Origin of the sequence: Nocardia sp. 852002-51101_SCH5132738, assembly GCF_001665695.1 — a bacterium.
Taxonomy (GTDB): Bacteria; Actinomycetota; Actinomycetes; order Mycobacteriales; family Mycobacteriaceae; genus Nocardia; species Nocardia nova.
Map to the genome: position 1 here is coordinate 1 of NZ_LZML01000100.1, position 19,956 is coordinate 19,956.

20 protein-coding genes are annotated in these 19,956 nt (G+C 69.9%); 7 read left to right on the forward strand and 13 right to left on the reverse strand.

The genetic code is table 11. The features are described 5' to 3' along the window. Nucleotides 1-590: DMT family transporter (locus A5789_RS13545; protein WP_155525700.1), on the forward strand; the 590-nt coding region annotated here is incomplete at its 5' end. On the opposite strand, the gene A5789_RS13550 is transcribed toward A5789_RS13545, so the two are convergent. Further along, on the reverse strand, nt 529-1,227 hold the full coding sequence (locus tag A5789_RS13550; RefSeq protein WP_064904984.1) for a phosphoribosylanthranilate isomerase: 699 nt from the start codon (nt 1,225-1,227) through the stop codon (nt 529-531). The two genes, A5789_RS13545 and A5789_RS13550, sit on opposite strands and share 62 nt — an antisense overlap. A gap of 80 nt (nt 1,228-1,307) precedes the next feature. Next, entirely contained in the window at nt 1,308-2,288 is a 981-nt protein-coding gene (locus tag A5789_RS13555) for a glycosyltransferase family 9 protein (RefSeq protein ID WP_063013567.1), read from the reverse strand. Nucleotides 2,289-2,509: 221 nt separating this feature from the next. Between A5789_RS13555 and A5789_RS13560 the strand changes: the two genes are divergently transcribed. Next, nucleotides 2,510-2,800 (forward strand): hypothetical protein, encoded by a 291-nt coding sequence (locus tag A5789_RS13560; protein ID WP_030517012.1) that lies wholly within the window; start codon nt 2,510-2,512, stop codon nt 2,798-2,800. 192 nt (nt 2,801-2,992) lie between these two features. Further along, the gene (locus A5789_RS13565) at nt 2,993-3,343 is read left to right on the forward strand and encodes a hypothetical protein (protein WP_030517011.1); all 351 of its coding nucleotides are present in this window, start codon (nt 2,993-2,995) and stop codon (nt 3,341-3,343) included. Between the two features lie 58 nt (nt 3,344-3,401). Here the strand turns inward: A5789_RS13565 and A5789_RS13570 are convergent, their stop codons facing one another. From A5789_RS13570 to A5789_RS13585, 4 genes are all read right to left on the reverse strand, one after another. Beyond that, nucleotides 3,402-4,595 carry a Dyp-type peroxidase gene (locus A5789_RS13570; RefSeq protein ID WP_063013569.1) on the reverse strand — a complete coding sequence of 398 codons (1,194 nt, stop codon included), beginning with the start codon at nt 4,593-4,595 and terminating at the stop codon, nt 3,402-3,404. After that, nucleotides 4,588-5,226, reverse strand: a complete 639-nt coding sequence (locus tag A5789_RS13575) for a copper chaperone PCu(A)C (protein WP_082940691.1) — start codon at nt 5,224-5,226, stop codon at nt 4,588-4,590. Before A5789_RS13575 ends, A5789_RS13570 begins: the two co-directional genes overlap by 8 nt. A gap of 666 nt (nt 5,227-5,892) precedes the next feature. Next, nucleotides 5,893-6,450, reverse strand: coding sequence for a hypothetical protein (locus A5789_RS13580; protein WP_063910749.1), 558 nt, complete (start codon nt 6,448-6,450; stop codon nt 5,893-5,895). Between the two features lie 111 nt (nt 6,451-6,561). Beyond that, the gene (locus A5789_RS13585; RefSeq protein ID WP_030517007.1) at nt 6,562-7,071 is read right to left on the reverse strand and encodes a GtrA family protein; all 510 of its coding nucleotides are present in this window, start codon (nt 7,069-7,071) and stop codon (nt 6,562-6,564) included. Nucleotides 7,072-7,172: 101 nt separating this feature from the next. Between A5789_RS13585 and A5789_RS13590 the strand changes: the two genes are divergently transcribed. Then, the gene (locus A5789_RS13590; protein WP_030517006.1) at nt 7,173-7,973 is read left to right on the forward strand and encodes a helix-turn-helix domain-containing protein; all 801 of its coding nucleotides are present in this window, start codon (nt 7,173-7,175) and stop codon (nt 7,971-7,973) included. On the opposite strand, the gene A5789_RS13595 is transcribed toward A5789_RS13590, so the two are convergent. Both A5789_RS13595 and A5789_RS13600 read right to left on the reverse strand, forming a co-directional pair. Continuing rightward, a complete protein-coding gene (locus A5789_RS13595; protein WP_064904997.1) occupies nt 7,959-9,731 on the reverse strand; it encodes an FAD-dependent oxidoreductase in 1,773 nt (590 codons plus the stop codon). The two genes, A5789_RS13590 and A5789_RS13595, sit on opposite strands and share 15 nt — an antisense overlap. Nucleotides 9,732-9,855: 124 nt before the next feature. Further along, on the reverse strand, nt 9,856-11,187 hold the full coding sequence (locus A5789_RS13600; protein ID WP_231953356.1) for an NAD(P)/FAD-dependent oxidoreductase: 1,332 nt from the start codon (nt 11,185-11,187) through the stop codon (nt 9,856-9,858). 364 nt (nt 11,188-11,551) lie between these two features. Between A5789_RS13600 and A5789_RS13605 the strand changes: the two genes are divergently transcribed. Then, nucleotides 11,552-12,904 (forward strand): wax ester/triacylglycerol synthase family O-acyltransferase, encoded by a 1,353-nt coding sequence (locus A5789_RS13605; RefSeq protein ID WP_064904983.1) that lies wholly within the window; start codon nt 11,552-11,554, stop codon nt 12,902-12,904. A 65-nt stretch (nt 12,905-12,969) separates the two neighbouring features. Here A5789_RS13605 and A5789_RS13610 read toward each other — a convergent pair whose 3' ends face one another. The 4 genes from A5789_RS13610 to A5789_RS13625 all read right to left on the reverse strand — a co-directional run bounded on the left by A5789_RS13610 (nt 12,970) and on the right by A5789_RS13625 (nt 16,632). Continuing rightward, nucleotides 12,970-14,037 carry a B12-binding domain-containing protein gene (locus tag A5789_RS13610; protein WP_064904988.1) on the reverse strand — a complete coding sequence of 356 codons (1,068 nt, stop codon included), beginning with the start codon at nt 14,035-14,037 and terminating at the stop codon, nt 12,970-12,972. A gap of 26 nt (nt 14,038-14,063) precedes the next feature. Further along, nucleotides 14,064-15,671, reverse strand: a complete 1,608-nt coding sequence (locus A5789_RS13615; RefSeq protein ID WP_063016206.1) for a PP2C family protein-serine/threonine phosphatase — start codon at nt 15,669-15,671, stop codon at nt 14,064-14,066. A gap of 61 nt (nt 15,672-15,732) precedes the next feature. Then, nucleotides 15,733-16,266, reverse strand: coding sequence for an ATP-binding protein (locus tag A5789_RS13620; protein ID WP_082940692.1), 534 nt, complete (start codon nt 16,264-16,266; stop codon nt 15,733-15,735). A 6-nt stretch (nt 16,267-16,272) separates the two neighbouring features. Then, nucleotides 16,273-16,632: an STAS domain-containing protein gene (locus A5789_RS13625; RefSeq protein ID WP_197516605.1), complete on the reverse strand. Its 360-nt coding sequence runs from the start codon at nt 16,630-16,632 to the stop codon at nt 16,273-16,275. 434 nt (nt 16,633-17,066) lie between these two features. Here A5789_RS13625 and A5789_RS13630 point away from each other — a divergent pair, with 434 nt between their 5' ends. Both A5789_RS13630 and A5789_RS13635 read left to right on the forward strand, forming a co-directional pair. Further along, complete coding sequence (locus A5789_RS13630; protein WP_063016200.1) at nt 17,067-17,453, forward strand: DUF1304 domain-containing protein; 387 nt, start codon at nt 17,067-17,069, stop codon at nt 17,451-17,453. A gap of 312 nt (nt 17,454-17,765) precedes the next feature. Then, the gene (locus A5789_RS13635) at nt 17,766-18,266 is read left to right on the forward strand and encodes a TspO/MBR family protein (RefSeq protein ID WP_369817547.1); all 501 of its coding nucleotides are present in this window, start codon (nt 17,766-17,768) and stop codon (nt 18,264-18,266) included. Nucleotides 18,267-18,289: 23 nt separating this feature from the next. Here A5789_RS13635 and A5789_RS13640 read toward each other — a convergent pair whose 3' ends face one another. Then, nucleotides 18,290-19,843 (reverse strand): AMP-binding protein, encoded by a 1,554-nt coding sequence (locus tag A5789_RS13640; RefSeq protein ID WP_064904987.1) that lies wholly within the window; start codon nt 19,841-19,843, stop codon nt 18,290-18,292. Nucleotides 19,844-19,956: the final 113 nt, after the last annotated feature.

Sequence of the window (19,956 nt, forward strand, 5' to 3'; positions counted from 1 at the left end):
TGGTCGCCCTGCACCTGACCGCGCCGGTCCTCATCATCGCCGCCGCACTGGTCCGCGGCCGGCGGGCGCCCACGCTGCCGGTACTGGCCGAACTGCTGCTGGTCGGGGCGGCGATCTGGCTGGTCGCCTGGCGGCACCCGGGCGGCGACGCGCAGATCGCGGCCCTGACCGGATGCGCCCTGGCGCTGGGCAGTGCGGCCTGTGTGGCGATGCTGGTCAGCGTGGTCGCCCGGCACTCGGGACCGGACCACACGGCCACCTCGGCGGCCTTGCAGTTGCTGTTCGGCGGCATCGCGAGCAGCCCGCTGCTGGTGCTCGATCCACCGTCCGGGCGGGTGGCGGCCGAGCTGGCCGCGATCGGCGCCACCCTCCTCGGACCCGGATTCGCGCTCTACTGGCTGGCGCTGCGGCGATTGAGCGCGGCCACGGCCAGCGTCATCGGGCTCAACGAGGCCGTCGTGGCCACGCTGGTGGGAGCGGTGGCCACCCGGAGCCTGCCCACCGCGGCGACCGCCGCGGCGGGGTTGCTCATTCTGATCGCGGCCGGGCTAGAGCAGCGATCGGCACCGCGACATCGCGTGCCGCCCTGACGAATTCGGTACAGGTCGCCGGGTCCTTGTCGCCCCGGCCGTCGTCGACGCCGGAGTTGACATCGACCCAGGCCGGCCGGACGGCGTCGATCGCGGCCGTGACGTTGTGCGGGTCGAGTCCACCGGCGAGCATCACCGGAAATGCCGAGTCGTCCAACAGTTCGACGATGCGAGCGCTGATCGACCAGTCATGGGTGCGCCCGGTGCCGCCCAGCCGGTCGGTGGAACGCGAATCCAGCACGAGCCCATCGCAATCGGGGGCCGCGCGCTCGGCGGCGGCGACCGCCTCCGGGCCGGTGATGTGGACCGCGCGGATCACCCGCCGCCCGCCCGCACCGCGCCGGACCGCGCGCGCGGTGTCGTGGGAGATCAGGCCGTGCAGCTGGATGCAGTCGACGCCGATCCGGTCGGCGAGGCGCAACACCTCGCCGGCGTCGGTGAGATGGGTGACCAGTACGCGTTCCATCGAGGAGGGCACCAGCCGTGACAACCGGTGGGCCGATTCCGGGTCGAGTTCGTCTTCGCTGAAATGCGTCGTGCCCGAAATGAATCCGGCCGCGTCCGCATCAGCGGCGACGACGGCCCGGAGATCGGACTCGCTACGGATACCGCAGATTTTCGTTCGGACGGTGATCATCGGCACACGATACTGCCCGAACGTGTCCGGTCAGGCGGTTCGTGTCGATTACCACGCTGCCCGCCGCCGCGGCGGGGCGCTCACCCGACGCGGCGATAGGCGGTTCCGCGCCGGTCGGCCTCGGCCCACCGGCGGCGGTCCAGTTGCGTGTCGACGGCCTCCACGACGTCCGGGACGGTGATCTGGAGCAGACCCGGATCGGGGGTGTCGCCGTCGCGCTCGCCGGTGTGGCCCGCCCACAGCGCGATGTGGCGGCCGGACAGATGCGGCGGCGGCCCGCTGCGGCCGGGGGCGGTGGGGCCGAACAGCGCGACGGTGCGGGTGCCGAATGCCGTCGCCAGATGTGCGACACCGGTATCGCCGCACACCACCAGCGCCGCCTCGGCGACGGTGGCCGACAGTTCGATGAGATTCTGCTGCCCGGCCAGTACCTGGTCGTGCGACAGCCCCGCGCGGGCGGCGATGCCGAGGGCGAGGTCGCGTTCGAATTCGTCACCGGTCACCACGACCTCGCGACCCTGCACGAGCAGATGCCGGATCACCGCGGCGAATCGTTCACCGGGCCAGCGGCGGGCGGGCGCTCCGGCGCCCACGTGCACCACTACGCAGTCGCGGTGACTGGTGGTGGCCACCGGCGGCACCAAGCCGAGATTGCGGCGGTCGGCGTTGATTCCGGCCGATTCCAGCAGATGACACCAGCGGTCGATGTCGTGCATATCCGCTTGCCATTCGGGGCCGTCGAGATCGGGAAAGGCGGCATTGCGGTAGCTGAGCAGCCGGGCGGGTTCGGTGCGGGAGAGTTCGACGATGCCGTCGGCGCCGGGGCCCTGCAGATTGACCGCCAGGGCGGGGGCCGCGCCGTCCCAGCGCATGGTGTGCGGGTCGGCGGCGGCGACCATCTCGTCGACCGAGGTGATCAGGTCGACGATGGGTTTGAGCCGGTGCGGTGCGGCCAGCACGATGTGATCGCGTGGCCTCGCCCGGCGTAGCGCGCGAAGAGCGGGGACCGCGGTGAGAAGATCACCCAGTCCACGTGCGCGCAGCACGAGTACAACCGCCACCCTCTTCTCCTAGCCATCACCAAGCGACCCAGCAGTCCCGACCCACTCGATTCCGCGCCGTTGCCGCGGCACGACCGAAGAGAGCCACCTGAGGATGACTACCCGACCCGATCCGGCGTGAAACGCGCGTATTTCCGCCGGGTCCGCGTCGGTGCTGTGGCCGGGGGCGGCGGAACCGGTAACCTGAGCGACGGTCGGGCCGAAACAAACTGGAGGATTTCATGATTCGCACCGCTGGACTCATCACCGCCGTCGCGGCGGCGGGCGCGTTCGCAGTGCTCGGCGCCGGTGCCGCGCAGGCCGCGCAGGGCACTGTCACCGTCAACGGGCAGATCTACAACAACCCGACCGGTTGCATCGAACCGCACGCCTACCAGCTCACCGTCGGCAACAGCACCGACAAGGTGATCGAGGTCCACGCCGGGCGGGGATGCACCGGGCCGGTGATCGGCAAGGTCGACCCCGCCGGCATCACCATGGTGCCGCGCGGCAGCCTGCTGATCGTCGAATAATTCTCCCCGTTCCGCCCCGCGTCCGAGGATCGGCGCGGGGCGGGGCCGTGTCTGCGCACGGCAGGACAACGGCACCGTGAAAGCGAGCCCGCGAGAATGCCTGCGGCGGTGCGGATATCCGGGGCCCGGCGGGGATGTAAGCCCTACTACGCCGTGTCGTTGAATTGGTGCCGATGATCTACGCTGTGAGCCATGACAGTGGTCTACAACCTGGTGGTCGTCACCCACCTGCTCGGACTCGCCGCGGTGATCGGCGGATACGCCGCCGGCCGGCCGGCGGTGTCGCAGGTGATGCTCTGGGGTGCGCGGGCGCAGATCGTCACGGGTCTGATTCTGGTCGGCATGGCCGACGGCATCGATTCGCTCGACAAGAATCTCGACATGGCCAAGATCGTGGTGAAACTGGTCATCGCGGTCGCCGTGGCCGGTCTGGCCGAGATCGCACACGCGGATGCCAAGCGTGGCAAGACCATTGCCTGGATGGTCGACGCCGCCGGACTGCTGGCCATCGCCAACGTGTTCGTGGCCGTGCTGTGGCACTGACATCCGATGCGGTTCGGCACCTGTTGCCGAACCGCATCGAGTGCGTGCGGTGCCCGGTTCAGCCCTCCAGCAGGGTCTGGCCGATATAGCCCTGCGCGTCGGTGATTCCCGGTGGAATCACGAACACCGCGGACCCGACGGGAGTGGTCCAGGTGTTCAGGGCGTCGAATTCGGCGAGACGACGCTGCACCGGCAGATACTGCGTCGTGATATCGCGCTGGTAGGCGGCGAACAACAGCCCTGAATTCGAGGTGGTCCCGGGCGCGGGGGCATCGTCGTAGTTGTAGCCGCGGCGCAGGAAACGCTCGCCGTCGCTGGTGCGATGCGCCCGCGCGATATGCGCCGAAGGCGGAATGACCGGGATGCCGTGGGCGTCCACAGCCGCGAAATCCGGATTGTCGCTTTCCCGGGTTCCGGTCAACGGCGCCCCGGTCGCGATGCGCCGGCCCACGGTCAGTTCTCGCCCCTCGGGGTCGAGTTCGTCCCAGGTGTCCAGATTCATCGCGATCCGGCGCAGCACCATCGACGTTCCACCCCGCAGCCACGGCAGGGTCGCGCCGTCGTCCCACACCAGCCGATCGAAATCGGCCCCGGGGGCGATGTTGACCGTGCCGTCGACCTGACCCATCAGATTGCGCATCGTCTGCCCGGCAGCGGCGTTGCGGAATCCGCGCTGGGTCCAGCGCACGGTCACCAGCGAGGTCACGCTGCGCGAGAGCGCCCGCACCGCATGCGCCACCGTCGTCGCCTCGTCCGCGCAGACCTGCAGCAGCAGATCCCCGTCACAGAATGCGGGGTCGAGCCGGTCGATGGTGAAGCCGGGCAGTTGCGTGAGCCAGTGCGGCCGCGCGGATTCCAGTCCCGCCACAGTGAACAGCCGCGGGCCGAATCCGATGGTCACGGTCAACCGTGCCGGCCGGTGAGCCAGCTCCGGCTCGGTATCGGCCAGCGTCGGCTCACCGGCCACGAGCCGCGCCGCGTCCCCGGACCAGATGCGCAGCAATCCCACGAGGTCGGCACGGGCGGTGCCGGGCCGCAGATCGAAGGCCACGAACGCCGCGTGCTGCTGCGGCGCGGTCGCGACCCCGCCCTGGTGTGGTCCGTAGAACGGTTCGCGTGCGGTGCCCGGATCGGCGGTCTCGGTGCGGCGGGTCCAGCGTTCGGCGCCGAGGGTGAGCCCCGCGACCCCCGCCGCACCCGCCGCGGCCGCACTGCCGCCGAGCAACCGGCGCCGCGACAGCCGCTCAGCCACCGTGGGCGGACGTAGTCGGTGCGTAATTCTCCTGATTGCCCGCGAAGTCACGCACCTGCGCGGTGAAGGTGGTGCTGGTGCCGTCGGCGAACTTCACCGTGATCGGCGTCTGCGTTCCGGTGCGCAGCGGGGCCTTCAGGTCGATGAACATCAGATGGTCGCCACCCGGCGTCAGTTTCGCGCTGCCGTGGGCGGGGATCGCCAGCCCGCCGGCCTTGGGACGCATCATGGACGCGCCGTTCGACTGGACCACCTCGTGAATCTCCACGCGCGCCGACGCCGGGCTCGTCGCATCGACGATGCGGATCTCGTGGCCGCTGGTGTTGGTGAAATTCGCGAACGCCGCCGACATCCCCGCGTTGGCGGCCTTGATCCACTGATCACCCACGGTGACCGAATCGGCGTCCGCGGCAGTGGATGTGCTGCCGGACGAACAGCCGGCCAGCAGCAGTGGGATCGAGGCCGCGGCGGTGATCAGCAGGCTCGCCGACCGACGCCGGCGGGTGGAACCTGCCGTGTGGCGGGACGGCGGTGTCGTACCGTGGGGCCGGGCCTGGGTGGATGCCGCACGGCGAGGGCCGCGGGCGCTCGAGGCGAGGGGGGAACGCCCGGTGTGGGGGAGAGAGGACATTGGTGAACTCCATTGCATGAGAAGGGGTTTCATCGAGCAGGCGGCACGTCGTCGCGGATTCTCACCGCGCCCCGGCGCTCGTCACACCCTCGAACCACGCGTTGCGCGGCGTAGGGGTGAGTGCGCGGCGTATACCGCCACCGGTGTTCGTTCGTTGCTGCGTGCCCAGCGGCGAGCGGTGCGACCTCCGCGGTCACACGCGAATCAGCCACCCGCAAGCCTGTCCGGCGTATCCGATCGCCCAGGACGTCGTCGGAAACCGGCGAGGACCGACCGACCAGCACTGCGCCCGATCAGCGGTCAGGGCGTGACCGTCACACCGATGACCGTGACCGAGCATGCAGGCCCGCCGACGTCGACTGATACGCCGACAGCTCGAGCGACCGCCTCGGCGAAGCGTCGGTAGCTGTCCAGGTGCCGCGCGATAACGGTCGATTCGGGTAGCCGCAGTTGCCGCTTGCCGCTTGCGGGTCGGCGGCTGCCGCTCGGCGGTGTGCCGTCACTGGCTCACGGACGTTGCCGCACGGGCGCGGCTGCACGTGCTGTGCGATCCGATGTGACGCTCTCGAGAGCTATCCGTACATCCGGTGGCTCAGCCGTTGGTCGTCATCCGTGGTCCGGCCGCGATCCGGCAAGCCAGTGGACACGTCCACCGATGTGCCGGTATCACGCCCACGCGGGTACGCGGTGCAAGGCAGCGAACGAACCGGTGAGCCTCGGCGGACCGCGCCGCCCGGTGCCGGAGGCCAGCACGAGCCACCGCGGCGCGGTCACCGTATCCGGTACCGAGACGACGACCGGAGCGCTGGAGACGCCGAGGTTGTGCGCGACCGCGCCGACCACGCGGCGGATCAGCGAAACGGCGCGTCGCAGTGTGATTTCCGCGCCGCGGACGAGGACCGCCCCGACCACCGTCGCCGTGATGTGCGCGACCAGCATGGGGGCGGTGATCAGCACCTCGTGGCAGTGCGGGGACGTCGACAACGCCAGATGGCCGATCGCCTGGCCGACCGCGAGCAGGCCCATCAGCCGGAACAATCCGGTGCGGGTGTGTGCGGCGAGGCAGCCGATCGCGGTGCTGGCGGCGATCAGCATCATGATCGCCGTGGAGCCGGGTGCCACCGCGCCACCACCGAGGGCGTGGGCGGCGATACTCACCGTGCCCGCGGCGGCGCCGACGCATCCACCACGCAGCTGCGTGGAAGGGTCGGCCGTTGCTCGCACGAGATCATGGTATCGGGGCTCGCCGGCGGGCCGGGCCGCCAGGTCCACCTGTAGGCACCGGCCGTGATGCCCGTCACCACCTGCGGTTTCGGCGCCTCGCGGTTGCGGCGGTCAGAGGATCTCCAGTTCGGCCTCGCGCAGATCCTGGGGGAAGACGAATCGCCGCAACGCCCAGAATCGGAAGGCCATCGCCAGCAGGACACCGAGAATCTGCCCGGTGATGAAGTTGGAGACCGCCTGGGTGAACGCGCTCACATGCGGCACCCGGATATCGAAGACGTACAGCGCGACCGCCTGCGGAATGACGGTCACGCCGACGGCGAGCGCGCTGACGGCGAAGAACAGCGCGGCCTCGTGACTGCGCTGGCGCCCGCCGCGGGTGTTGAACGACCATTCCCGGTTCAGGATGTAGGAGGCGATCGTCGCGATCAGCACGCCGAACGCGCGCGCGGTCAGCGGCTTGTCCGGCAATACGGTCAGCTTGAGGGCGTACACCACTCCGGTGTCCACGAACCACGTGATCGCGCCGACGACGGCGAATTTCATCAGCTCCCGATGGGCGAGCAACAGTGCGCGCCAGCGTTCGGGCAGCCGGTCCAGTCCAGCCTGCACCAACGACACGCAATCCACCCTAACCGTGAGCCGCGCACCGGGCATCCGGACAGCGATCATGACCCGCGAGGTAATCGTCACGCCCACCCGTGCCGCATACGATCGAGCAGGTGCCGACCCATACTGCCGGGGATCTGCTGCGCCACTGGCGTCGCACCCGCCGCCTCAGCCAGCTGGAACTGGCCGGGCGCGCCGAAACCTCGACCCGTCACCTCAGCTTCGTCGAAACCGGCCGGTCCACGCCGAGCCGCCAGCTGATCCTGCACCTCAGCGAGGAGCTCGACATCCCACTGCGCGAACGCAATCGGATGTTGCTGGCCGCCGGTTACGCCCCGGTCTACGCCGAACCCGGATTGGATACCCCCACCATGGCCCCCGTCCGCACCGCGATGCGGCAGATCCTCACCGGCTACGAGCCGTATCCGGCGTTGGCCGTGGACGCGCAGTGGAATATGGTCGACGCCAATTCGGGTGTCGCCCTGTTCCTCGACGGCGTTCGCGCCGATCTGCTGACTCCGCCGGTCAACGCGCTGCGGCTGAGCCTGCACCCGGAGGGTCTGGCGCCGCGGATCCTGAATCTCGCGCAGTGGCGCGGACATCTGTTCGAACGCGTCGATCGCCAGATCGAGGCCACCGGCTCGGCCGATCTGGCCGCGCTGCGCGCCGAACTGCTCGAATATCCCGGTGGCCGCGACGATCCCGGCCTGCCCGAACCGGATCAGGCCGTCGTCCCGCTGCGGCTGCGCCACCACGACGCCGAACGCGGGGATATCGACCTGGATTTCATCAGCACCATGACCATCTTCGGCAGTCCGATGAACGTCACGGTCGCCGAACTCGCGATCGAGTCGTTCCTGCCCGCGAGCCCGGCGACCGCCGAATTCCTGCGCAGCCGTTCACATATCGAGTAGATGCGGCAGCCCGGCCCGATAGCGGTCGGCGTCGATGCGTTTGAACGGTTCGAGCTCGGGCGGCGCGTACATCGGGAACACCGCCGCCCGCGGCGCCGCGTCACCGGCCGCGTCGAGCACCGCGTTGGCCGCCTTGCGTCCCGCTTCGCACGCACCCTCCATGGTCGCCAGGTCGATGCCGGTCCGCACGTGGTCGCCGCAGAAGAACACGTTGCCGATCGCCGAATGCGCCTCCGGCCGGTGGTCCCAGGAGCCGACGGTGTTCACCAGCAGCGGGGTGTCGTTGCGGTTGCCGCCCTCCTCGAAATGTACGCCGGGATCGACGAACCACGAGTGCAGGTCGTCGTCGCGCAGCCAGCCGGTGCCGGTGTTGAGCCAGCGTTTCAGCTGTGCCCAGACTTCCTGCACCACTTCGTCTTTCGAGCACTGTTTGGCCGGTTTGCCGAACAGGATGCCGGGGGTGTCCCAGTCCGACACGTCGGCGGACAGGCATTCCACCACCGTCCCGTCGCCGTAGCGGGCCGCGAAATCGCCGCGCCACATCGGCGCCTGCCGCAGTGCGGTGATCGCCCACGGCGAGCCGAGTGCCGCGATATGTCCTTCCGGCACGCCGGTGGGCCGGCGCAGATAGAACTGCACCCCGACCATCCAGTCCAGCACCAGCTCACGCATCCCGGCCAGCGCCGGGTCCGCGGCGAGAATGTCGTCGTCGAGGATCGTGGCCGCGCGGTCGGCCGGCATCGCGCATACGTACCAATCCGCCTGCACCGCACGTCCGCCCACGTTCGCACCGCTGATCCGGTCACCGGACAGGCGCAGGCTCGTCAGTCCCGCGCCGGTGACGAACCGGACTCCCTGTCCGGACAGGTGCGCCACCCACGGATCGATCCACGCCTCGTTGGTGGGGCCGTTCAGGATCCGGTCCACCCCGCCGCGATACTGCGGCGCGATGCCGGCGCCGGCGAAAACCAATGCCTCTCCGATGGTTCCGATGGTGCGCGCGGAGCTGGTCTCCGACTTGGCCGCCACCGTGATCCGGGTCAGGGCGCGCGCCAGATAGTCCCGATAGGCCTGCGACTTCCCGTTCGCCCCCACCGCGTCCACCCATGATCGGTACTCCCATTCGCCGAAGCGGCGTTCGGGCGAGCTGGTGAACCACATCATCATCCGATCGCCGAAGAACGCCAGCTCCTGCGGCGGCAGCTGCGGGATGAAGCCGAATCCGGCGACGAGCGAGTTGCGGATGCGCTCGGGGTTCAGCTCGCGCAGCCCCGCGATCTCGGTCGGCACCGTCACCGGCGGCAGATCCGGAAATCCGGCCACCGTCGATTCCACCCGGATCAGATTTCCGGCCACACCGTTCGCGTTGCCCGGGAACGGAATTCGCGCCATCGTGTCCGGCACGTGCTGGTAGCAGCCCGGGAAGAAGCGGAAGCCGTGTTCGCCCGGCAGATCGGCGCGACCACCCGCCCCGGTGCCGGGCACGCTCATACTGCGTGCCTTCCCGCCCAGCGCGGTCGGCTCGTACACCGTGACCGCGTAGCCGCGTTCGGCCAGTTCGTGCGCCGCGGTCAATCCGGAGACCCCACCACCGAACACGGCCACCGTGCGTCCCGGGCCGACCTGGCGGCGGCCCGGATTCGCCCGCGCTGCCGCCGTGGCCCAGGTGCCGTTCGCCGCCAGAGCCGCGCCCGCGACCGCCGCGCCTCGCAGCAACTGCCGCCTGCCGAATCCACCCGCATTGTCCCGACCGGTCATGTCCACTCCTCGAATCAGCGAGCGGGACCGGCCCTGCGTCGATCCCGAAGCCCGAATATCTGCGCCTGCGAAGCCTTTTCACCGAGGTCCGGCAGTATCGAGGGCCCGCCGGCCGGCCCGTCCCTCACTTCGGCGCCGCCGCGGGCCACCGCGACCACGCCGAACCCCACCGCGCCGCCTGACGTTCCCGCCAGTCCTGCGCGTTGTCGCACACCTCGCGAATCACGGTGTCCACCACCGCGGCCGCCGGCGCGTGCGCCAATGCCTGTATCGCGAACTTCGCCGCCCGCGCCGGGGTCAGCAGTTCGTCGGGGGTTCGCGCCCGGGTCATCACATCCAGCGCGAGGCCGGCCAGGTGCGGGTCGGCCGCGCCGGCGCGGTACAGCTGCACTTCGAGCGGTGTCATCTCGGTGCCGCGGGCGAGCCGGTTGGTCCACTGGTACATGGGCAGGCAGTCCTGTTCGCGCTGGTGCTCCCATCGGGCCACTGCCCGGTCCAGCGCGGCCGCGTCGTCGAGCACCGGGGCCGCGTATTCGCCGAGCAGCCGCCCGTAGCGCATCGCATCGCGCATGCCTTGTGCGGTGACGGGATCCTTGAAGTGGCCGGCGTCGCCGGGCAGCGCCCAGCCCGGACCGCTGGAGCGGCGGAAGTAGGAGACGATGTCGGTGGCCGAGCGCACCCGCCCGAGCGGTTCGCAATCGGCCAGTCGCGCAGCGAGTTCCGGGATCGCGGCCACCATGTCCCGGTAACGCTGCTCGGTCTGCCCGGCGGTGCGCGGCCCGTGCGTGACCGGCGGCTGGATCAGTGACAGCACCGCCCCGTCCTCGCACGGGAAGGCGGTTCCCAGCAGCTGCCCGGCCCGCCACTGCGCCGCCGTCGACCGCCATTCCGGGCGGTTGTCGCGCCAGTAGGCGAAGTAGCACGCCCGCCCACTGGGTTTGCTGCGGTACGGGTCCAGCGCTCCGGTCAGCCGCGCGACGGTGGAGCGCCGCCCGTCCGCGCCGACCACCAGGCGCGCCCGGATCTCGTGGGTGGCCCCCGCGCGATCGACCGCGCGCACGCCGGCGACCCGGCCGCCGTCGCGGATCAGCTCGGTGACCCGCATCGACTCGTGGATCGTGGCGCCGGCCGCGCGGGCGGTGGCGACCAGAGCGGCGTCGAATCCGGTGCGCCGCACGCACATCGCGTAGTCGATGCCGTTCACGGCGGTGAACGGTGCCCGCACCACCTGGCCCGCGCCGCCGGCGTAGGCGACCCGCAGTTGTGGCGCGCCGAGCGCCAGCACCTCCTCCAGCGCGCCCAGCGCCGCCACTTCGGCGATGCCGGCGGGCCAGAGCAGATGGGTCGAGAGCGTGTCGGAGGGAAATCGGGCCGCGTCCACGACGACGACGCCCCGCCCCGCACGGGCGAAGGCGATCGCGGCGGCCGAACCCGCGCAGCGCGCTCCGACAACCACTACGTCCGCGAATTCGCCTTCAGGGCAATCGTTTTCGTCAAGCGCTCGATCGCGCACCGGAAGGTCTCGGACGGTCGCGGCGGTACCCGAATCGGTCGGCGAAGAGTCGGCAGGTTCGTCGGTAGGCATCGGCGCCGCCTTCCGGGTCACTATGTTCGGACACTGTGTCCTAATGAGAGAATGAAGTGACTCCTCTCACATTGTCAATATGTTTGATTCGATTGTTCCCGGCAATTACCGACGCCTGAGCCGCCCGGGCCCGGTGAGACTCCGGATCACGCACCTGATCCGACCGCATCCGCGATGATCACCGGAAGGTGTGGCCACCCGGCCCGATCGGAAACGACCGTGATGAGGTACCGCGATGGCGTTGATGTCACCCCTGGACTCGGCATTCCTGCTGCTGGAATCCCGCGAACATCCCATGCACGTCGGCGGGCTCTCCCTGTTCCGTCCCTCGGGCACCGAGCCGCGATCGGCGCGGCAATTGCACGAGGAATTGGTCTCGGGCACTGACAAACTCACGTCCCTGTTCCGGCGCCGGCCCGCGCGGTCGCTGGCGAGTTTCTCCGCGCTGCAGTGGGATCTCGACGACGACGTCGACATCGACTATCACGTGCGGTTGCTGTCGCTGCCCACCCCCGGACGGGTGCGTGAACTGCTGGAACTGGTGTCGATGCTGCACGGATCGCTGCTGGACCGGCATCGCCCGCTGTGGGAGGTCTATGTCATCGACGGTCTCGCCGACGGCCGAATGGCTCTCTACACCAAGACGCATCATGCGCTGATGGACGGTGTGTCGGCAGTGCGCACTTGGCAGCGGGCCCTCTCGGCCGACCCCGATGCCCGCGACTGCGTGCCGCCGTGGCGCTCGCCCCGCCGTCGGGCGGACGCCGGCCCGACTACGTTGTTGCGCCGCTCGGCCGAGGCGGTGCGCATGGCCGGGCGGATCGGCACCGCCGTCCCCGAATTGCTGTCCGGCGCTTACGAGATCGCGCGGGACTATCCCGAACCGCGCCCGTTCCGGGCCCCGCACACCATGTTCAATGTCGCCATCACCGGCGCCCGGCGATTCGCCGCGCAGTCGTGGCCGTTGCCGCGGTTGCGCGCGGTCGGGGCGCGGACGGGGGCGACCGTGAACGACGTGGTGCTGGCGATGTGCGCGGGCGCGCTGCGCCGGTATCTGCTCGCCGAACAGGCGCTGCCGGACGAGCCATTGATCGCGATGGTGCCGGTCTCGCTGCGCGGCACCTCCGAAACCGCTGTGGGAGAGGGCAATTCGGTGGGCGCGGCGCTGTGTGATCTGGCCACCGACGAACCGGATCCGGCCGAGCGACTCGCGCGCATCCACTCGTCGATGGCGCGGACCAAGAACACCATGTCGCGGCTGACGCCACTACAGATCCTGGGGCTGTCGGCGGTGAATGTGGCGGGGCTGGCCTCGGCGGCGCTACCGGTCCGGTTGCCGTCCGCCGCGCCGCCGTTCAACATCGTGATCTCCAACGTCCCCGGCGCCACCGAACCCCGCTACTGGAACGGGCTGCGCCTGGAAGCCGCCTATCCGGCCTCGATTCCCCTCGACGGCCAAGCGGTCAACATCACGACGATCAGTTCCGGTGGCGCCATGCATTTCGGCATCATCGGCTGTCGCCGCAGTGTTCCGCATCTGCAGCGGCTGCTGACCGGACTCGAAGAATCCCTCGCCGAACTGGAGTAACCGGACTCCGCGGCAAGGTGGCGAGGATTCGGGCGCGCCGCGCGGTCGTCGGCCGGCGTCGACGGTCAGGCGATTCGCGCGGTGTCGGTGAGGGCGTCGGTCGCGGCGGTGAGAATCCGTCGCGCCCGCGGGAAGTCCTGCAGTTGTCCGCTCAGCAGGTCGAGGACAGGAAACAGCGATTGCGCGGGGACCGCACGCGCGCTCAGCACACCCGCGGTCCACGTGACGAACGTGGTGAACAACTCGTCGTCGTCGAGATACAGTGCGGTGGCGAGGAATTCGAGGATCTGCGCGATATCTTCGGCGGTGCGCTCCAGCTGGGATTCGGAGTACTCCCGCATCGCGGGGGAGCGATGCTCCAGCTCCGCCATGGTGGTCGCCAGCAACTGCGGTGTGCTGCGGGCGATCATGGTGAATTCCTGATCGGTCAGATGCGGCAGCGTCCGGTGCGGTCGGTCCGGCTGCTGCTCCCGCCGCAGCCCCCGGGCGAGCAGCTCGGCCGCGGTCGCGGCGTCCGGCGCCCAGGCGTCCGCGCCGAGCAGGTTCGCGTAGCGGCCGTCCGGCCCGAACGCCGCCCCGCCGACGAGCACCGGCACTCCGGCCGCCTGGCATGCGGTGATGGTGCCGTGCGCCGACGGCAGGCGGGTCGGCAGCGACGACGACAGCAACACGGCGTCGGGGCCGGTGTTGTGCAGGTGCGCGATCAGGTGGCGGGTCGGCACCTGGGCACCCAGGAAATCGACCTGCCAGCCGCGCAGCCGCAGCACTTCGGTCACCAGCCGGGCGGGAAGGGCATGCCATTCGCCGTCCACGCACGCGACGGTGACCCGCCCGGCCGAGGCGGGGTGCGAGGCGGCCGCATGCAGTGCCAGCGCCGTCACGGCCCGGTCGTTGATCGCGGTGGCGGTGTGCTCGTCGGCGACACTGAGGGTGTTGGCGGCCCATTCCGCACCCACCCGGCGCTGGACAGCGGCGATGACATCGAGCAGAACCGCTTCCGGTTCGAGCCCCGAATCCACCGCCGCGAGCACGATGCCGATCGCCGCGCGTTCGTCGCGGCCGGTGACCGCCGTCCACAATTGCTCGCGAAAAGCCGGGGCGTCCCGCGAGTTTCGGCGATGCGGCTCGGACATGAACGGCGGCTCCTTGGCGGTAGCGGTCACGCGAGGACGGTATCCGAGGTTCGCGGCGCGCTGATCGCGACGACCGCGATGTCGTCGTGCTCGTTGCGGCCGACCCACTGGGTGGTGAGCATGTGAATACGCTCGACCACCGCCTCCGCGGGCATATTCGCGCACTGCGCCAGCGCGGCGGTCAGACGCTCCTCACCGAACATGCGTCGGCCCAGCGGTCCGCCGCGAGCCTCGGTCACACCGTCGGTGTAGAGCAGGCAGGTTTCGCCGGGCGCGAGCGAGGTGCGGAACGTCGTGGCGCTGATCTCGGGCAGCGCGCCGACCAACTGTCCCCGCGTCTCGGCCATGTCGACGCTCCCGTCGGCCCGGACGATCAACGGCGGCGGATGCCCGGCGGAGGTCAGCCGCAGCTGCACCCGTCCTTCCCGACGCACCGCCGATGCCAGCACCAGCGTGGCGAACCGGTCGTGCCGCGAGGACATCAGCGCGTTGTTCAGCAGGGTGAGCATGCGCTGGTGATCGTCGGCCATCGGCACCAGCGCGTGCACCGTGTTGCGGATTTTGCCGGTCAGGACGGCGGCCTCGAGACCCTTGCCGCAGACGTCGCCGAGGACGACGAGGGTTTCCCCGTCCGGTGCCGCCGCGCGATGTACGTCGTAGAAGTCGCCGCCGATGATTTCGTGATTCTCCGAAGCCCGGTAGGCGCCGGCCAGTTCGATGCCGTGGACGTGGTGCAGTTGCGGTGGCAGCAGCTCGCGCATCAGGATCGCGGTGATACTGGTCTGCTCGGCGTACAGCCGTGCCGCCGACAACGCGATTCCGGCGCGACCGGCGAACAACTGGGCGAAGATCTCGTCGCGCTCGTCGAAGCTCCGCTCGCCGGAACGCCGCAGCAGGACCAGTGCACCCGCCGAAACCCCGTGGCCGGGAAGCGGAGTCACGATCACCGAGCCCGTGCCGTGCTCGAAACCGGGCGGCAGCAACCACACCGGCACCGCCGCGGGGTCCAGCCACTGCGAGGGAATGGGCGGGAAGCCGCGCAGCGCCTCGCTCAGCCCGGCCACCGCGTCGGGGTCCTCCTCGACGACGTTCACCCGCACCACACCGTGCTCGTCACAGGAGACGACCGACAGCGCCCGCCCGGCCGGGGGAGTGACGACCACCGCGGCGTCGGCGAGGTGGCGGGCGGCCAGACGGACGGTCGTCTCCAGGCATCGGTCCACGTTCAGCGAGGCCAGCAGCCGCTCGGAGGCCTGCGACAGGAATGCGGTGCGTTCGCGTTCCTGCTCCAGTTCCGAGCGGCTCTCCTGCAGCGAGGCCGCGGTGTCGCCGAGCAGCCACCAGACGACCGTCCCGTCGGCGCCGGGGGAGGCGACCGCGTGCAGTTCGCGCCCGCCCACGCGCCCGGATACCGAGGCGGGCGACGGCGCGATGCCCGAGGCGGCCGTCTCCTCGTGTGCGGTGGACAACCAGGGCGGCACCGCACGGTGCAGCGGTTCGCCCACGACCGCGTCGGGAAACAGGGCGGCCGCTTGCCCGCTCAGCGCGACCACCGTGCCCGCGCCATCGACCACCACGGCCGGATGCGGTACCGCCGACCATCGGTCGACGTCACTCACCACAGATTCGGGCACGGCGAGCTCCTCACATCCGATCGGGCGAGTGAAACCCGCTGCGCCGCAGCCGAAACCGATGTCACGGCTGGTCCGCGGAGCTGCGCCGGGGCCACTGCCCGGTGTCGGAATCCGAACGGGATTCGGCGGCGGGCGAAACCACGAATTCCACCGTCGTCCCGTCGGCGCCCGAGACGACGCGGGTGCCGGGCATGAGGGCGTTCATCATCGGCAGGCCGCGACCGCGATCGATTTCCTCGTCCGCCCGCGGCGCGCGCCAGGTCCCGCCGTCGGAGACGGCGATGCGGATCGAATGGGCGGCCGACGCGTGCAGCACGACGGTCCGGCCGTCACCGCGATGTCCGTGCTCGACCGAATTCGAACAGGCCTCGTTGACGGCCAGCAGGAGGTCGTACGCGCGATCCGGTCCGAGGCTCGTCCCCGCGAGCCAGGCGCGCAGCAGGGCCCGCACCCGCTGCAGTTCCTCGGACCGGGCCCGGAATTCGATGTGCAGGTCCTCGAGCGATCGCTGTCCGCCGCCGGTCGCGGCCTTGTGAGCTGCGCCTTCGGGACGGCGTGGGCTGTCGGGGTGACGCATACCTTCGGGGTGACGCATGGGATATCAGCCGTTCGTGTGGGAGACAGCGCTCGCGACGGCGGCATCGACGTCGTCGAAGAGTGCGAATACCGTCGACAGGCCGGTGACCTCCACGACTCGCCGCACCGGCCGCGGCGCCACCACCAGCACCCGGCCCGCCTGTCGCAGCGCGCGTACCAGCACATTCATCCCGGAGGAGTCGAAGAACTCGACCGCGGACAGATCGACGATCAGCTGTCCCGGTTGACGAGTCACGGCCTGCTGGACGGCGGTGTCCAGCCGCGGGGCGGTATGCGAATCGACCTCACCGGCGGCGACCACCACCCAGAGGCCGCCGACCGAGATCACCTCGGCGGTGCAGCCGCTGTGGCCTTCGTATCCCACGTGTTCACCCTTCCCTACACTCGCGGCATCCGGGCCCGCCCCTACGAGTATGAATCGTGACGGCGCAGCGGATATGTGCAGGCACATTCGCGCATGACGAACACCGCGATACTCGGCGTAGTTCGCGGTGCCGCGCGCGGCTGTGGTCTCAACCTCGCAAGGTCACCGAGTGTAACGGCCGCTGCGACTCGCCGGGACACGCGTCGGCCGGGGCGCACCGGGCTCCCGCTACGGCGCCGCCGCGGCACCCGTCGTCCGGTGCGCGAAATCGCATGCGCTGAGCGGTGTTCGGCAGGTGAGGGCATGTCGAAGCTCGCGTTGCGGCGCATTCGCAGGTCGGGCCGGGGGTGTCCACCGCAACATTCCGACGTGTCGCCGACACGTTCCGTCCGCCGCGTGGTTATATCGCGCGACGACGTTCACGGAGGTGTTCGGTGACGACAGCAGGTCTCATCCTCGCGTGCCTCGCGGCCGTGATTCACATCTACATCTTCTATCTCGAATCGGTGGCGTGGACGAGTCCGAAGACACGAGCCATCTTCGGAGTCTCCTCGGCGGCCGAGGCGGAGACGACCAGACCGCTGGCGTTCAATCAGGGCTTCTACAACCTCTTCCTGGCCCTCTGCGTGATCACCGGCACCGTCTTCTTCGCGGTGGGCGAGAAGACGATCGGCGCCACCCTGGTGTTCACCGGCGCCGGTTCGATGACCGCCGCCGGCCTGGTCCTGCTTCTGTCCAGCCCCGACAAGGCGAGTGCGGCCCTCAAACAACTCGTGCCGCCGCTGCTCGGCGTGATCGTTCTGGCGATCGGCCTGGTGTAACGCACAGCGCGAGGTCGAGATGCTCGGCGATGTCCGCGCGGGTCTGCACATCGGGCCGGATCCGGTGCCGGGCCGTACGCCGCAGGGCCATGTTCGGTCCGTACGTGTTCGCCACCTGCCCGCCGACCTTGCCCAGCCGCAGCAGTCGCCGTGACCCGTTATCGGCAGCGAAGTATGGGTAGGCCGAGCAGGGGACCGACCGCGATGCCGGCTCGCCCTGGCCTGCGGAGCCCTCGCGTGACAGCTCTGCGGGCCTTGCCGGTCGATCGTTGCCCGGCCCGTAGCACCGCCCCGCGACGAAAGGAGTCTCCCGTGATCGGAACGCGCACGCGGCGAATGGATTCGAGCCGGTGGAGACAATCGTGGTGGACGTTCCCGGCCACCGCCGCCGCCGCGACGGCTGGCTCGGCGGCGACCACGACCGGCTCGCAGTGGTATCAGCGCCTGGAGAAGCCACCTTTCCAGCCGCCGCCCGCGGTCTTCCCGGTCGCGTGGACAACCCTCTACGTCGATATCGCCGCCACGACCGCCCGGGCGCTCAACCGCGCCGATCCGGCCCAGCAGCGACGCCTCCGCACCGCCCTGCTGCTCAACCTGACCCTCAATGCGAGCTGGAGCTGGGTGTTCTTCCGCGCACACCGTCTCGGCGCGGCCACGGCCGTGGCGGCCGCCCTGACGCTGAGCAGTGCCGATCTCACCCGCCGCACGGCCGAGGTGGACCGTGCAGGCCTCCTGCTGGCGGCCTATCCGGCGTGGTGCGGCTTCGCCACCGTGCTGAGCGGTGCCCTCTGGCGCCGCAACCGCGCCGGGTGAGACGCGCCGGGAGCTCAGGGACCTCAGATCTTTCGATCGTGATCGGCCCAATAGGGCGCTCGCAGTTCGCGTTTGAGGATTTTGCCGCTGGCATTGCGAGGCAGCGCCTCGACGAAACGGAATTGCTTGGGGCATTTGTATCCGGCCAGATGTTCGCGGCAGAACCGCTGGATGTCGTCGGCGTCACCGTCGGAGACGAGGATCGCGAGCACCGATTCGCCCCAGACCTCGTCGGGTACCCCGATGATCGCCGCGTCGGTGACGGAGGGATGTGCTAGCAGGACCCGCTCGACCTCGGGTCCGTACACGTTCTCGCCACCGGTGATGATCATGTCCTTGAGCCGGTCCTCGACGTAGAGGTAGCCGTCGGAGTCGACCCGGCCGATATCGCCGGTGCGGACCCAGCCGTCCACGATGGTCTCCGCGGTGGCGTCGGGGCGGTTCAGATATCCGGTCATGCGCTGGTCGGTGTGCAACCAGATTTCACCCTCCTCGCCGACGGGAACCTCGGCGCCGGTGGTGATGTCGGCGATGCGGACAGTGACGCCGGGTACCGGCCGTCCTGCCGACAGCAGGCGCCGGTCCGCATTCGGCCCGCGATGGTCGCCGGGGTCCAGCGTGGTGGCCACGCCGGATACCTCGGTTTGCCCGTAGACCTGGACGAAGCGCACGTCGGGGAGGGCGTCGAGGGTTCGGCGCAGGAGTGGGAGCGGCATGGGCGCGGCGCCGTAGCCGAGGTAGCGCAGCTGCGACAACGCGTCGACGGCCGCATCGCCCGCGGCGAGGAATCCGGCGATCACCGGCGGCACGAAGAACGTGTGCGTCGCCCCGGCCAGCAGTGCGGTGATCAGCGCGGCGGGTGTGGGTTCGCGCGTCATGATGCTGTGTACGCCCGCGCGGATGCCGAACAGTGCGTAGCAGACGCCGCCGACGTGGAACATCGGCATCGCGACCAGATTCCGGTCGCCGTCGGTGAACGGGAACTTGGTTCCGACGCAGACGGTATGGCCGACGAGTGCACGCTGGCTCAGCAGGACGCCTTTGGGCCGGCCGGTGGTGCCGGAGCTGTAGATCACCAGCGCGACATCCGATTCCGTTGCCGCCGTGCCGAGTTCGGCATCACCGCTCGCGGCGGCGAGGAAGTCCTCGTACTCGTCGTCGATGGTGATGATGCGTTCCAGCCGGTGCGCCGCGCCACGTGCCTGCTCGGCAGTCGTGCGGAATTCGCTGCCCGAGAAGAGAATTCGTGCCTCGCTGTCGTCGAGGACGTACGCCAGTTCGTCGCCCGCCAGGCGCCAGTTGAAGATGGCGAGCCCGGCGCCCAGTGCGGCTGCCGCGAACAGCAACTCGAGCCCGGCCGGATGGTTCTTGTCCAGGAAACCGATGCGGTCACCACGGCCGATTCCGGCGGCGGCCAGACCACGGGCGGCGCGGTCGATGCGGTCGTTCCACTGTGCCCAGGTCCAGCGCTGGTCGCCGTAGTCGATCGCGATCCCTTCGGGCCGTTCGGCCGCCCATCCGGTGACGAAGTCTCGCAGCAATTCCGGTGTGCCGGAGCCGGTTCGGCTGATGTGCATATGCGCCTCGGTGCTGGTGGCCAACTGATCGCCCTTTCGCTTCCCGGGTCTCGTCACTAGGACGGAAGTAGCCCGTTCGACAGAACTAGTCCACTTGGACTAGTAGCATGATG

Coding starts and splice junctions, on each gene's coding strand:
- A5789_RS13610 (WP_064904988.1), bottom strand. CDS start 14,037: ATGTCCGAGCCGCATCGCCGAAACTCGCGGGACGCCCCGGCTTTTCGC.
- A5789_RS13595 (WP_064904997.1), bottom strand. CDS start 9,731: ATGACCGGTCGGGACAATGCGGGTGGATTCGGCAGGCGGCAGTTGCTG.
- A5789_RS13605 (WP_064904983.1), top strand. CDS start 11,552: ATGGCGTTGATGTCACCCCTGGACTCGGCATTCCTGCTGCTGGAATCC.
- A5789_RS13565 (WP_030517011.1), top strand. CDS start 2,993: ATGACAGTGGTCTACAACCTGGTGGTCGTCACCCACCTGCTCGGACTC.
- A5789_RS13575 (WP_082940691.1), bottom strand. CDS start 5,226: ATGTCCTCTCTCCCCCACACCGGGCGTTCCCCCCTCGCCTCGAGCGCC.
- A5789_RS13550 (WP_064904984.1), bottom strand. CDS start 1,227: ATGATCACCGTCCGAACGAAAATCTGCGGTATCCGTAGCGAGTCCGAT.
- A5789_RS13620 (WP_082940692.1), bottom strand. CDS start 16,266: ATGCGTCACCCCGAAGGTATGCGTCACCCCGACAGCCCACGCCGTCCC.
- A5789_RS13560 (WP_030517012.1), top strand. CDS start 2,510: ATGATTCGCACCGCTGGACTCATCACCGCCGTCGCGGCGGCGGGCGCG.
- A5789_RS13640 (WP_064904987.1), bottom strand. CDS start 19,843: ATGCACATCAGCCGAACCGGCTCCGGCACACCGGAATTGCTGCGAGAC.